The 13615-nt window shown below is 50.8% G+C and carries 11 protein-coding genes, 2 tRNA genes and 3 pseudogenes; 5 read left to right on the top strand and 11 right to left on the bottom strand.

The genetic code is table 11. The annotated features are described in order from the left end of the window. Positions 1–494: 494 nt before the first annotated feature. On the bottom strand, positions 495–2849 hold the full coding sequence (locus JT31_RS20520; protein ID WP_038481517.1) for an Ig-like domain-containing protein: 2355 nt from the start codon (positions 2847–2849) through the stop codon (positions 495–497). 373 nt (positions 2850–3222) lie between these two features. On the opposite strand from JT31_RS20520, the pseudogene JT31_RS23335 reads away from it, so the two are divergent. From JT31_RS23335 to JT31_RS20530, 3 genes and pseudogenes are all read left to right on the top strand, one after another. Continuing rightward, a pseudogene (locus JT31_RS23335) lies at positions 3223–3420 on the top strand (ISNCY family transposase); the annotation flags it as partial. Between the two features lie 30 nt (positions 3421–3450). Continuing rightward, positions 3451–4338 carry a 3-hydroxyacyl-CoA dehydrogenase family protein gene (locus JT31_RS20525; RefSeq protein ID WP_200882448.1) on the top strand — a complete coding sequence of 296 codons (888 nt, stop codon included), beginning with the start codon at positions 3451–3453 and terminating at the stop codon, positions 4336–4338. Further along, entirely contained in the window at positions 4335–5144 is an 810-nt protein-coding gene (locus JT31_RS20530; protein ID WP_038481520.1) for an alpha/beta fold hydrolase, read from the top strand. The genes JT31_RS20525 and JT31_RS20530 overlap by 4 nt, the downstream gene beginning before the upstream one ends. 309 nt (positions 5145–5453) lie before the next feature. Here JT31_RS20530 and JT31_RS20535 read toward each other — a convergent pair. The 4 genes and pseudogenes from JT31_RS20535 to mtfA form a co-directional block, all read right to left on the bottom strand. Beyond that, positions 5454–5753: pseudogene (locus JT31_RS20535) on the bottom strand (phage integrase central domain-containing protein); the annotation flags it as partial. After that, a pseudogene (locus tag JT31_RS24240) lies at positions 5746–5829 on the bottom strand (gamma-glutamylcyclotransferase); the annotation flags it as partial. The pseudogenes JT31_RS20535 and JT31_RS24240, both read right to left, overlap by 8 nt. 143 nt (positions 5830–5972) lie before the next feature. Next, a tRNA-Asn gene (locus tag JT31_RS20540) sits at positions 5973–6048 on the bottom strand. A 100-nt stretch (positions 6049–6148) separates the two neighbouring features. Further along, positions 6149–6946, bottom strand: coding sequence for a DgsA anti-repressor MtfA (gene mtfA, locus JT31_RS20545; RefSeq protein WP_038481526.1), 798 nt, complete (start codon positions 6944–6946; stop codon positions 6149–6151). 94 nt (positions 6947–7040) lie between these two features. Here mtfA and JT31_RS20550 point away from each other — a divergent pair. Then, positions 7041–7130, top strand: a tRNA-Ser gene (locus tag JT31_RS20550). Positions 7131–7307: 177 nt separating this feature from the next. Further along, positions 7308–7643 (top strand): DMT family transporter, encoded by a 336-nt coding sequence (locus JT31_RS20555; RefSeq protein ID WP_038481530.1) that lies wholly within the window; start codon positions 7308–7310, stop codon positions 7641–7643. Between the two features lie 8 nt (positions 7644–7651). Here JT31_RS20555 and JT31_RS20560 read toward each other — a convergent pair whose 3' ends face one another. The 6 genes from JT31_RS20560 to JT31_RS20585 all read right to left on the bottom strand — a co-directional run bounded on the left by JT31_RS20560 (position 7652) and on the right by JT31_RS20585 (position 13597). After that, the gene (locus JT31_RS20560; protein WP_038481533.1) at positions 7652–8977 is read right to left on the bottom strand and encodes an HdeD family acid-resistance protein; all 1326 of its coding nucleotides are present in this window, start codon (positions 8975–8977) and stop codon (positions 7652–7654) included. Between the two features lie 43 nt (positions 8978–9020). Then, positions 9021–10289 carry an MASE1 domain-containing protein gene (locus JT31_RS20565; protein WP_038481536.1) on the bottom strand — a complete coding sequence of 423 codons (1269 nt, stop codon included), beginning with the start codon at positions 10287–10289 and terminating at the stop codon, positions 9021–9023. 114 nt (positions 10290–10403) lie between these two features. Next, positions 10404–11033: a hypothetical protein gene (locus tag JT31_RS20570; protein WP_235212891.1), complete on the bottom strand. Its 630-nt coding sequence runs from the start codon at positions 11031–11033 to the stop codon at positions 10404–10406. A gap of 323 nt (positions 11034–11356) precedes the next feature. Continuing rightward, positions 11357–12505 (bottom strand): acetylornithine deacetylase, encoded by a 1149-nt coding sequence (gene argE / locus JT31_RS20575; RefSeq protein WP_038483397.1) that lies wholly within the window; start codon positions 12503–12505, stop codon positions 11357–11359. Continuing rightward, entirely contained in the window at positions 12498–13172 is a 675-nt protein-coding gene (locus tag JT31_RS20580; protein WP_038481539.1) for a DUF1028 domain-containing protein, read from the bottom strand. Before JT31_RS20580 ends, argE begins: the two co-directional genes overlap by 8 nt. Continuing rightward, positions 13169–13597 carry a RidA family protein gene (locus JT31_RS20585; RefSeq protein ID WP_038481542.1) on the bottom strand — a complete coding sequence of 143 codons (429 nt, stop codon included), beginning with the start codon at positions 13595–13597 and terminating at the stop codon, positions 13169–13171. The genes JT31_RS20580 and JT31_RS20585 overlap by 4 nt, the downstream gene beginning before the upstream one ends. Between the last annotated feature and the right edge of the window lie 18 nt (positions 13598–13615).

The raw sequence follows: 13615 nt of genomic DNA on the forward strand, positions 1-13615 counted from the left end.
CGGCTAAACAAGCGTGTGGGTTCAGTCCAGTTGTAGGCGCTGAAGTTTTCTGTGCACCAGCAGGCAACATTAAATCCCTATAGCGGCTTCAGTAACTGACGAAATGTCTTTTTATCTCAACAACCAAAAGCATGTTCAACACCGTCAATACTTGACCCTACTCTATTTAACTATAGAGAGTAAATAGCAATAAACTTGGGATTATTGTTCAGCCACTTCGACGTTTTTTGCTCTTGTAAATGATGTAATTATAAACAATTAACGTTATTGTTTTTGCTGACCTTTTTTCGGCCAGTAAGCACCATTTCCATGCTCGGAAAAGACGGAGTAGTCAGTATAATTTTTCCTAATACTTAATTGAAGCTGGTTTTTCCTCTTTACGAGGATCGCGGATATGCAATATCGGGGCGCCCTAATAGTACATTTTAGTACTATTAGGCTTCACTTCCTTATTGTATAAATGATCATGGAACCACTAAGTACGAGCAAATCGGTTAAATGACAGGTGGAAAGGTATAATGATAACTATTTATATCTAAAACTTGATCCGTTTGTCTATCAACCGAACGAATTTGAAAATCTAAAGTATTTTCAGCGCTATAGAATTCTTTGTTATCAAATAACCAAGATAAATTATTCATATCTCTTTTACTATAAAGAAGATCGCCGATAGCTGTTTCATTTTCATATGACGTTCGAGTTGAAATCATAAACGTAGCATCATTTTGTGATACTAAGTGATCTATGTATTTCCCAGGAAAGTCTTTCTTCATTGCGCCAAGATAGTTTTTAGCATTAAAAATATCATTAATATAGCCATCGGAAAAATAAAAAAGAATATCTCCATCAGCAGAAACTCGCATTGCTGCAGTTGCCCATCCTGTGGCTTCATCACCTGTTAACAATTTAACTCTCAGATGATCCTCGTATGACATACCAGTCCTGATTCTTATGCTATCCTCTTCAATAAAGATACCTGGGTATAATTTTTTATTACCATCACCAAAAACATTCAATCGAATTCCTATATAACCCCCATTGCTTGAAAAATCACGGTAAAAATGTGCAACAAAAGAAGGTTCATCAGCGGAAAGCCATTTTGGACCTACCATAAAAAAATCATCTTGCAATTCTGAATCTTGATTTTTATATGTGCTTGATCCGCTCGCTTCGGGGTGTTTTTGATACCATTCACTGTCACGATCAGCAGATGAATAAACTAATGCTTGTCTTCCATTGAAATTACGAATTTCAATATTCTCAGGAGCACCACGTTGAGTCCCAGTTAACCCAAACCCATTACCAGCCCAACCCAGTGCATAATTGAAAGATTTACCTTGCCAATCAGATTGTGAGTAATTAATTTCTCGCTGAATTACACTATTATAATCAATGTTTATTTCTTGCCATATTTTCCCATTGTCAGTCGAAATCTCTAGCTTTTTATTATAATCGAATGATTTATCGAGTATTCCATTTATTTTTAAGCCCCACTTACCAGTGCCGCTATCAAATGTAGGTGTAAGAGAAATGTTATTATAAGTTTCATCGACAGAAACCCAATAAGTTGATGTTGATTGAGAGGTATTACCTGCAGCATCAGTAACACGCGCGGTATAAGAGGGCGTTGCACCGTTTGTCAGTATCCGAATATCGGTATAGGACCAAATCTTGTTGATACTGTCAACAGTCGCCATACCAAGAAAAGTGGTGCCGTCATAGACACGCACGGACTCGCCTGTTGCCGGGGAAGCGCTGAGTGTCCCGGAAATAACCAGATTGGTGTCATCGGTAGTACCGCCGTTTGCCACGTTGCCGGTGACAGCACCCACGTTATCCGTTACTCCGGTAACAGTAGCTGTCGTGGCAGGGACAGTCGTATCTATGGTGACGCTATAGGACGTACCTGCGTCAGACATATTTCCTGCTGCATCAGCAACTCGTGCTGTATAAGAAGGCGCTGCGCCGTTTTTCAGGCTTCGCGTGTCTGCATAACGCCAGGTATTGTGGCTTAAATCAACGGTAGCAATGCCCAGGAAGATGGCGCCATCATAAATGCGAATGGTCTCTCCGTTTTCTGCTGCGGCGCTAAGCGTACCTGAAATAACCAAACTGGTGTCGTCAGTTGTTCCCCCGTTAGCAACATTACCCGTGATGACCCCAGCGTCGTCAGCTACGCCGGTGACCATTGCTGAGGTAGTTGGGACAGAAGTATCAATGGTTACGCTATAGGGCGCACCTGCAGCGGACTGATTTCCTGCGGCATCGGTAACTCGCGCGGTATAGGACGGATTAACACCATTCTTCAACGATCTGGTATCAGCATAACGCCAGGTCAGGGTGGCAGCATCGAAAGTGGCATTGCCGAGGAAATTACCGTTGTCGAATATGTTTATGGTTTGTCTGGCGGTGAGGGGGGCTGTGGTTTTGCCTGTTAATATAGGATTTGCATCATCTGAAATTCCACCTCTTGTAATATTCCCGATAATGGGGCCAACATTATCATCGATCGCGGTAATTTCTGCGCCGGGTATCGCCGTCACACCTTCAGGCGGCGTTGGCCTGGCTGGCAAGTCAGGGCGTGGTTCATCTCCTGAACTATGACCACCCAATATCGCTGCCGTAACGCCACCCAGCGCGCCAATACCCAGAGCCCACCATCCAAGTTTTTTATAGCCCTCGTGATCATCTTTATTCTCAGCGTTTTTTTTTGCTTCACGGGTTATCAGATGAGAGCCAGGGGTAACGGTGGCTTGTCCTGCCCCCGAACCTGATGTGATCTGTTCCTGGCTATTCTTAGTGGGATTTTCAATTGATTCTTTATGGCGGGCTGAATATGTTTTCTTCATGGAAAAATACACTTCCATATGATTAGAGAGAAGTTGGCGGATTTTGGAGTTGTAGATACTGAATAAATCCAAAGTATTATTTATTAATTTTAACTCAAAACAAATGTTAAACAATTAATGAATCAGTGACCATCCTGGTGATTAGCCTTTTTGTCTTAAGCTATGTGTACTAATGCAGTGTTTTTTAAATCAAAAACCCTTTTTTAACATAGTGTTGTGTCGTTCTGTTAAGGCTCTTTTTACACAGATATAATCTCGTTTTGTGTAATATTACTTATTCATCTCGAACTGGCTAGGCGTTTTCTTGTCTGTAAAATTATAATAATGCTCACTGTTGTTAAACATCACATATATTAGTGTCAAATAAGCGTATCAACCGCTCGAACAGAAGAGGATCGAGAAGGTCAGGGCTGAAGCCCTGCAGCTCGGTGAACAACTCGGTATCGAAAAAGGCCGCAACGAAGGCAAACTGGAAGTTGCCCGTGCCATGCTGCAGAACGGTATTGAACGCAATGCTGTTATGAAAATGACCGACCTGACTGAAGGTTACCTGGCGCAAATCCGCCACTAATGTTAATTATCCAATGAAGGTGAACGCGGCATGATGAGTAATTATCTGGCAGAAAATAATAAATTACATTTCGTAGCGATTATTGGCTCCGGAATGCTGGGACGGCGTATTGCCTTGATGATGGTGGCACATGGCGCGACGGTATCTATTTATGATAACAATCCTCAGGTTGTCATCTCGGCGTCTGAATACGTCCATGAGCAACTTCCGGCGCTGTGGGAGAAAACCGGCAACAAGAACGGAAAGCTGAAAGTGTGCGATAGCCTTACCGAGGCGGTTACACAGGCCGGACTGGTTATTGAGGCCATACCTGAAGTACTGGCCCTTAAGCAGGCCCTGTTTGCCGAATTGGAGCAGAAGACGGATACAACGTGTATTTTGTGCAGCAACTCCTCGTCTTACCCTATCCGTCAGATAGCTACCAGCATGACGCCAGAGGGACGCAAACGCGTGGCGAACACCCACTTTTATATGCCACCCGTACAGAATCCGGTGGAAGTGGCCAGTAGCGGTGAAACGGATGCCGCGGTGATTGATGCGCTAATGCGCACGCTGCCTGAATTTGGCTTTGTTCCTTTCTGCGTTAAAAAAGAGAGCGTCGGTTTTATTTTTAATCGCGTCTGGGCGGCGGTGAAGCGTGAGTGTCTGGAGGTGGTCGCGACAGGCGTGGCCGCACCTGAAGACGTTGATGGTATTTACCGTGCGAATCTCGGTGCACCCGTGGGGCCGTTTGAATTAATGGACAGAATCGGCCTCGATGTGGTTTACGATATCGAAATGCACTACACAAAAATTAATCCGCAGCTTTCACCAGAACCGGGACTATTGTTAAAAGCGTATATCAATAATGGATTGCTGGGCGTGAAAACGGGCAAAGGTTTTTACTCTTACGATGAAAAGGGACGGAAAATAGGATGAGTGAACTGGCGAAAATAAAGAGAACCTCATTGAACTATATTGATGTAGGGTCTGGCTTTCCTCTATTGTTGGGACACAGCTATCTTTTTAGCGGTGAGATGTGGTCAACGCTGCTGCCAGCATTAGTCGAGCACTATCGGCTGATTATCCCCGACCTGTGGGGGCATGGAGGTTCTCCTGAGCTGCCTGACGGGCACAGTAGCTTGTCAGACATTGCTAACGATCACCTTGCGCTAATGGATGACTTAGGAATTACGGAGTTCGGCATTCTCGGCATTTCGGTCGGGGGCATGTGGGGCGCTGAGCTGGCGGCCCTTTATCCCAGGCGGATAAAGTTGCTGGTGCTGATGGGCACCTTTGTGGGCATTGAGCCGTCGGAAAAAAAAACGCACTACTTCACCTTGCTCGATAGCATTGATGCGGCCGGTGCCGTGCCTAAGCCATTCCTCGAGTATGTTGTGGGCCAGTTTTATTCGGATGAGGCTCCCGAGAGCCTGCTGTCGCCGTTAAGGCACCGATTGCAGACTATTACCTCCGAGCGTTACCGACAGAGCATCGTCCCGCTAGGGAAAATGATCTTTGGTCGAAAGGACAATTTACCGTTGCTGGGGCAGATCCGCTGCCCGGCGCTGGTGCTCACCGGTGAGCAGGATAAACCACGGCCGCCTGAGGAGGGTAAGCTGATGGCATCGCTGCTACGCTGCGAGCATGTGGTGGTGCCAGGTGCCGGGCATATAAGCGTGCATGAAAACCCGGAATGCATTGTTGGCGTCCTGCTGTCATTTCTGCAACAACACGCCAGTTGACACATTCGTCAGTTGGCTAAGCGAGAAACACGCTGTCCTCTGAGCGCAGCGTGTTGACTGAGTCCCGAGTTGTCATTCTTTATGTATCCGGAATCTGATAGTCGTCCTGGAACACATGAGGCCAAGACTGGTCACCATCCGTATGGGGCTGGGTAAGAAAGGGGGGAACTATGCTGATATAGGGAGAGAACAGGGGTTAACGTTGGGCCAGAATGTGCAGTTGCCGACATTGACATGCCAGATAACCTGTCCCCAGGAACAGATACCATTCTTACTGTAAAACTGTGGCCAGTATTACTTGACCACTACATGATCTATGGCGGGCGGGATCGTAATACCATCAAGGTTAATTGCTGGGTTGCTGTCGATAAATCCCTGATGTACAGCGTAACGCATGATGTTGCGCAGGTGTTGACGCGTGCGGGACGTGACTTCCAGCAGCACTTTCTCCTTGATGCCTTTTAATAATTTAATGAAATAACGGGTTTTAATTTCCGTTACTGAGCGATGGCCGATAACCCGAAAGATGTGCTTGCTCATACTGGAAAGCAAGCGGCCAGCGGTAGTCTGTGACAATTTTTTATTGTTTTTATGCCACTCCAGCGCCAGCTCCCCAACCTTTTTCATAAAAAGTCCCGTTCACGTAGCCAGGCCGAAGCGTGCCGTAGACAAACAATGATTCCATTTTTCCTCCTCGTGCAGAGCAGCTAAATCAGGGGTGGGGAAGGGGATTTAACATACGGCGTAATTGGGCGGCTGGCAACGGGAAAGCGGGGTATTTAGAAAAGCAAAAAGCCCGCTTAGTTTCCTAAGCAGGCTTCTCAAATATGGCTCCTCTGACTGGACTCGAACCAGTGACATACGGATTAACAGTCCGCCGTTCTACCGACTGAACTACAGAGGAATCGTTTGAACGGGGCGAATATTAGCTTTAGCCATAAAAACTGTCAACAGTAAAAGTAACGCATTAATTCATATGATTAAATTTAAGCCGCGTTGCTGATTTAATGCACCGTATTTCCGGCAATGCCGGGTGAGTTTTCGCGCTCAACCAGACGTTGTATTGGATCTTGCCCGTAGAACTGGCAAAAACGTTGGTAAAGTGAAGCGAAACGCGGCGTGAAAAGCTGCGGGGCGCTGAAAAAATATTCTGAAAGCACGGCAAAACATTCTGCCGGGTCGGTGGCGGCATAGGCGTCGATGCTGGCGGCATTTTCGCCAACCATGTCGATTTCATCCTGAATGCTGTCCATCGCGGCGTGGAGGTCATGTTCCCAGCCCGCAACGTCGCGCAAAGCAATCAGGGGAACGCCGCTGGCGCGGTCGCCGTTACGGCTGTCCAGTTTATGGGCAACTTCGTGAACAATCAGGTTAAACCCGGACGCGTCGAAGGAGTCCTGCACGTCGAGCCAGTTCAGGACGATGGGGCCCTGCTGCCAGCTTTGCCCGGACTGCACCACGCGCTGGCTGTGCACCAGGCCGAAGTCGTCCTGCCATTCGTCATCAACGATAAACGGCGCGGGGTAGAGCAGAACTTCGTGGAAACCGTCCAGCCACTCGATGCCCAGCTCAAGCACGGGCAGGCAAAACAGCAGCGCAATACGAGTGGACTTCAACTCATCCAGTTCAAAACCCTGCAACGGCACCAGCCGTTTTTGCTGTAAAAACCTTTCCGCAAGGCTAACTAATTTCTGCTGCTCGGTTTCACTGAGGGATGCCAGAACGGGAATAGCTAACGCCTGTTCCCACGGCAAAGCGGGGTCAGGGCTTGAATCACTTGCTTTCCAGGGCCACTTAATCATGTTACTTGCTCGCAAAGTCATCGTTTGAACTGAAACGAAAGAACCCAGACTGTTAAAATGCCGCATAACCTGGCATGATGGCAACCACCAGAACGGAGAGATGCCGGAGCGGCTGAACGGACTAGTCTCGAAAACTAGAGTAGGGGCAACTCTACCGGGGGTTCAAATCCCCCTCTCTCCGCCAATTATTCAAGCACTAATCGCATTAAATTTCAGTGACCTACCTCTCGCTCCCGGAAGTCGGGCGCAACCATTCTGCATGACACAAAGCTTAACGAGCCCGTGATTTCCCCGTTGTTGAAATTCCGCGCCTCATTAAGTTCTATACTCTCCCGAGGATTTTATACAACGGGAAAAAAAGATGCTTAATACTTACGTTATCCTCGCCATCTCTATCTGCGCTGAAACGCTGGCCACAACCATGATGAAAGCCTCCGACGGGTTTAGCCGGCTGGTTCCCAGCGTGGTTGTCGTCGTGGGCTATGCGATTTCATTCTACGGTCTTTCCCAGGTGGTAAAGACCATGAATATTGGTATTGCCTATGCAATTTGGGCCGGAATGGGGATCTTCCTGGTTTCGGTGATGTCATTCCTGTTTTATAAGCAGAAACTCGATCTGCCGGCTATCGCAGGCATGCTGTTTATTGCCGTGGGCATCATAATTATTCAGCTTTTCTCAAAGTCTGTTACCCACTGACTGGCGCGTTATTCCCCGGCCTTTCTGTCGTCGCGCCATTTGAAGGAGAAGCGTTGATACCAGGGCTCGGGGACAGGGTGAACGATGCTGCGCAGCGCTCTGGCGTAATCCATCACCAGTCCCGGTGTCCAGGCCATAGAAATGGCGCGTTTGCGTACCTGAGCGGCTATCCAGAGTTCAGGCATGGCGAGCGTTCGGAGTATCGATAGCCCGCTTTTTGTACGTTTTGAGAGCACGCCATCCAGCGACGCTTCCAGGGCGTAGGCAACGCTGCTGGAGCAATTGCGATAGGTCAGGTTATAGGTTTTCGTCAGCTTGTAGGCGCTCCAGAAACGCTGCAACGCTTTGCCGTTGTACTGGTGGAAGTAGATTTTGCGATCTGACTGGCACCACTCTGCCGCCTCGGTGGCATAGTCAGGCTGGAACGTCCCCGGCACGTCGTTATCGCGCGTGGCCTTCAGCGTGTTCAAAAACTCGGCCGGCGAGCGGTCGATGTCTTCTGCAGGATAAAGGCTGATGTAGAGGCCGGGCGGGACTTCAAGCGCGGCGTGGCCCGTCGATATAACCCCTTCTGAGTCCACTGCGGCGATATAGCGATTGATCACCGGGCGCGGAATGGTCGACGCGCTGGCGGTGCCTTCCGGGGTCCAGATGTGTACGGTTAGCGGCTCACGAAAATCAGCGTGCTCCGGCTCTGCGACCTTCGGCTTTGCGTCAGCCCCTTTTTTCACTTCAAAACCGATTCCAGCAGGCACCAGGAGATCGAAGACCGAGGTGCCTTCCCGCAGCCTCGCCACGCGAAGCGCAAGCCGGACGGTATGAATACCGCTGAAAATCATCAGCGTGCCCAGGAAGAACGAAACCGTGGCTTTATAATGGGTTGGCCATGGGCTGAACATAAAAAAGGCGAATATAATTTGCGCTAAACCGGTCGCCAGGGTGCTCTTCCAGTGAGGGAAACGCACAATCCACGCCGAGAAAATAACGAACAGGCCAATGACGAAATAGGCAAAACCAAAGACGATGGCCAGCAGTAAATTACTGTAGGACTGGTTGGATAATATAAGCAGCGAGACGAAACAAAAAATGCCGCCCTTAAAGTAGAGCACAGCTTTTTGCGCCCCGACGCCGCCGGAAGCAATACTGAGCGTCACCAGGCTTTCCAGCAGCAAAAGCAGGCCAAAAAAGCGCAGGGGGAAGTAGGTCACGCCGTCCAGACCATCGAGGAAAATAGCCAGCCCGAGCAGGCTCCACAGGCTGCCAAGCAGGATCAGGTATTTGACCCTGGAGCGCATAAAGTCGACGCCGAACAGTAACAACGCAATCTGAATCACAAGCCTGTCTCTCCTTAAAAAGTCATCACGTCCGTGTTTAGATTTAGATAGCCAGATCGTAATGGCTGGCCTGCCAGTTTCCGACAATAATGCGCTTGCCGCCGTTTGACATGGCAACGCCGCCGCTGTCAACCAGCGTTAGCCACTCATCGTCATTCGTCTTGATACGAAATATCAGGGGCTTGTGTTTGTTCTGAACGGGGGCGAGCCAGTGCTGCCTGAGTTTTTCCCGATCTGAAGGATGTACATAGCCCAGCACTCGCTCGACGGTGTCAAACACTGCCGGGTAACCCGCGCCCAGCAGTGACGAGAGATCGTTTTCCCAGCTGAATACGCCGGTTTCAGGCTCCAGTCGATAAAGTATGCCGTTACCCGCAAGCCTGCCGGTATCCGGGTTAAAACGGGTCGTCGAGCGCCTTAACACACGGACAAATACGATAAGCAAGGCGGTCGCCGAGAGGTAACTCAGTGCCAGCAGTAGCGATTCGGTAAAGCTAAGGCCGTGAAGAAAGAAAGGCCCTTGATGCCGGTCGGTAAAGTGGATGACGATGGCGCCCAACGCCAGCAGGCCGATGGAACCTCCACGATTGCCCCAGACCAGGGAAAGCATCATCGTCAGCACAATCGGCAGGCAAGAAAGGGCAAAATAGAGCGCGGCGGCCTCGGTTTTGAGCCAGGTTCCGCTGTAGTCGAAGATAAATACCGTTGCTGCACAAATCAGCAGCAACAGCGCCAGACCTGCCAGGCGGGTCGACCAGGCGAGAGCGGCCCGGGGACCTCGTTTATTCACGAAGCCCATGACGACGGTCGTCGCGAAGAAGATCCCGGTCACATCGGCAACGAACCCGTTCGAGATAGTCTTCGCCACTGGCTGGTCGGTGAAAAATGCATAACCCCCTCCGACGATAAGCGCATCGAACACGCTGACGACAAAGGTGGCGCAAATCCACAGCAGGATGACGTGCAGGTCGTCATTTGGCCGCGAGAAACGGCGCACCAGCCAGGCAATGAGAACGTTGGCGGGCATCGCCAGCAGCGAATAACCCAGCGTGGTTAAAAAAAGTGGAATACTCTGCCAGGCTTCGTCCAGCAGTACGCTTGCCAGCGCGAAGATAAGGATAAGCGCAGGGTAGTCTCGCCAGCGGGCGGACAAAAAAGCCGCTACGGCGACGCCCGATGGGAACCAGACAATCGCTATGGCAGAGTTTGGGTCGTCAAATTTTAATGAGATAAGCCCGGACAGATAATAGACCAGCCCCCACAAAAGCAGGATAGCGGTTTGCTGCAGCCAGGAAGGGAAATACGTTTTCATTTCTCGTCCATTTTTGATTCAGGAAAGCGCGCAGCATTCTGCTGTCGGGCGTTATTTTACTTAGAGGCTAACAACCCTTTGCTGAAAAGACAAAGCAGGACCGTTTATGCCCCGTCAGACGGCATGGCGTGCATCGATTTTCTCTGGTGAGAAAATGCCCCTAAGGCTTGCCCCTGACGGTTGAATTTGCCCTTCATACTGATGATTCTCTTCAATAGCTTGTTCCGGGGGTTGTCCATGCGATCCGGCTTCTGCCACGATGCTTTGCTTATAAATATTGGGTTGTTCTTCCGTCCCGGGGCGTAAGCAGCGTGAAGCGGGAGAGGGAAGCAAAGCGATGCGCAGAGACTCCCTAAGTTCTCTTTGCACCCATTTCATGGCCTTATTTGGCATGGCTGAGACGGACATTTTACCCGCCAGAAGGTCGGGTTTCACGTTCCAGACCATCAATAAAATGTCCTTGCGGGTCCCCGCATCCGCCGAATGGAAGATTTTCGCGGACGTCAGGTGCGAGCTGGCCTCCGCCTCCCAGCTATAAACCAGTAAAGCAACAGGATCTCTTCTGTCATCCAGCGGCTTTCCAGCGGGTTTGAAAATGGCGATGACAATCAGTGCGGCCAGCATGCTAAGCAGTAAGCCACTGCACAACAATAGCAGGCGTTGGCTGTTTTTATTAAGCAAAAATAAGCGTGTTTTGAACCCGGACATCCCTACCAACCCCAGGGCTAAATCGGTCGTTTTCAATAAGAAAATGACCCTCATCTAACCCGTATTTAATAAGCTAAACAGCAAAACCCTTATGTAATAATTAGATTAATTTATTGTGAATGAAATGTTTTGAAAGCAGGGCGTTATTACTATTAATCCTCCACGATCATCCTCCTTAAGAGTAAATAATGGCTCAACGATAAGGAATAAACCCATATTTACACTGGTTATTTGCCGCTGCCCTTTCCGTTTTTGGGGTTAATGATTTAAATAATGATATTTTTAAGGATTAAATTCTGTTGGTTTGCTGTTGCGTCACATATGTTCGCTGGTTTTTTCCTGCAGACGCTACGCAGCGTTCAGGCACTCATCCACTGGCGCAGGTTGTCCAGCATCGCCATGCATTTGTGCAGCTGTTCTTCGGCCACAAACTCATCGGGTTTGTGCCCTTGATCCATGCTGCCGGGGCCACAAATCAGCGTGGCTATCCCGGCTTCATCAAAAAGCCCGCCCTCGGTGCCAAATGCCACCGTGCTGTACTCATCGCTGCCGCACCACTGCGCCAGCCAGCCGGCAAATTCGGACTGAGCGTCCGTCAGCAGGCCGGGATAGTGGCTCAGGGGAACAAACCGAATCGCGCCTGTCGGGGAAACGCGCTGCATGGCGGGTTCCAGCGTTTGCCGCGCATAGCGTTGAATGTCATCAACTACCGCGGCGGCATCAACCTCCGGCAGGTAGCGGATTTCAAAATCAAACTGGCACTCCTGGGGGACAATATTTAATGCGCTGCCGCCACGGATCGTTCCCACCTGCAGGGTGCTGAACGGAGGATCAAAGCGGACATCCGTCGTTTGCGTTAACGCCTCGCGAGCCTCGCCCAGCTTGCCGATGAGCCGGGCAGCATATTCAATGGCGTTCACGCCCTGCGGCGCATAGGCGGAATGACAGGCGTGGCCGTGCACTTCGCAGCGCAGGGCTATTTTGCCTTTATGCCCGTAAACCGGGCGCATTTCGGTCGGCTCGCCCACGATGCAAAGCGCGGGTTTTTCTTTTGAGGCGCGCAGATACTCCACCAGGCTGCGCACGCCGAGGCAACCAACTTCTTCGTCATAGGAGAAGGCCAGGTGCAGCGGCATTCTCAGCGGTTGTGCGAGAAACGCCGGCACGGAGGCCAGCACGCAGGCGATAAAGCCCTTCATGTCCGCCGCGCCGCGCCCGTAGTAGCGGCCATCCCGGTAGGTCATGTCGAAAGGGGGAACGCTCCACGGCTGCCCGTCTACCGGCACCACGTCCGTATGCCCGGACAGCATTACGCCGCCGCCACCTGAGGGGCCAATTACCGCATAAAGATTGGCCTTGCGTCCGTCCTCGCTGTAAAACAGGTCTGCGTCGATGCCCCACCCGGCAAGGTAATCGCGAATATCCTCGATCAACGCCAGGTTCGACTCGCGGCTGGTGGTGTCCCGCGCCAGCAGCTTTTGCAATAAGGGAAGCAGCCGTTTATTCATCGCCGGGTACGCCATAGCTGGGGGCTTCTCGCGGGTCGAGTGCGCGGATCAGGTAATCCTGCATTTGTGGTTTATAGGCCAGCCAGAGCGAATGCAGTTCGGCTATCGGGCTCTTGTCCGCCCAGTCCACGCGCAGGTCGATAACCGGCCAGGCGACGGTATCCACGACTTTTAACGCCGCCGAATGCACCGGTCCGGCTTCGCCGCCTTTTTCCAGCGCCGCCTCAAGCGCGGCAATCAGCCGGTCTGCCAGCGTGCCGCTGCTTTTTTCGAAGCGCTCAATCATGGCGTTAATCACCGTTTTATCGGCCAGCATATTGCCTGCCGCCACGCAGTTATCCCCCTCCACGGCGTGATAAATACCCAATGATTTCTCGCCGCTGTGACAGGCGGTTTTGCCGTTGCTGTCGATGACTGTCACCTGCCGGTAGTCGCCGTGCAGATGCTCGCTGACGACCCGCTTTATAGCCTCCTGCGGCGCAACACCTTCGCCCAGCTTCGACAGCACCATCGGCCCCAGCGCGGGCAGCGTTATATTCTGGCTCGACACCGCCCCGACGCCCGGTACCAGCCACGGGCAGCGTGCGCCAACCGCGATGCTGGATGAGCTAATGGCGATGCCAAGCTGGCCGGTTTCCTGGCAGCGTGCGGCGATAGAAAATGTCATTTTTTCCCCTCGGCATCGTCAGGGATCACCGCAATGACATCGATTTCCATCAGCCACTGCGGCTGGCCGAGGGCAGAAACCACGAGGCCGGTGGAGATTGGAAATACGCCTTTCAGCCATTTGCCCACTTCCTGATACACCGGCTCACGGTAGCGCGGGTCGATAATATAGGTGGTGGTTTTGACGATGTGGGAGAGGTCGCTCCCGGCTTCCTCCAGCAGTTGCTTAACGTTCTTCATCGCCTGTTCGGCCTGCGCCTGCGGGTCGCCCAGCCCAATCAGCTTCCCTTCAAAATCCGTTCCGACTTGGCCGCGAACATAGACGGTGTTACCGGCGCGCACCGCCTGGCAGAGGTCGTTGTTCAGCGACTGGTTAGGGTAGGTTTCTTTGGTGTTAAACATGCGAATACGAGTATGTGTCGGCATCGGTCAATTCCTTGTTGG

This window comes from Cedecea neteri (genome assembly GCF_000757825.1).
GTDB lineage: Bacteria > Pseudomonadota > Gammaproteobacteria > Enterobacterales > Enterobacteriaceae > Cedecea > Cedecea selenatireducens.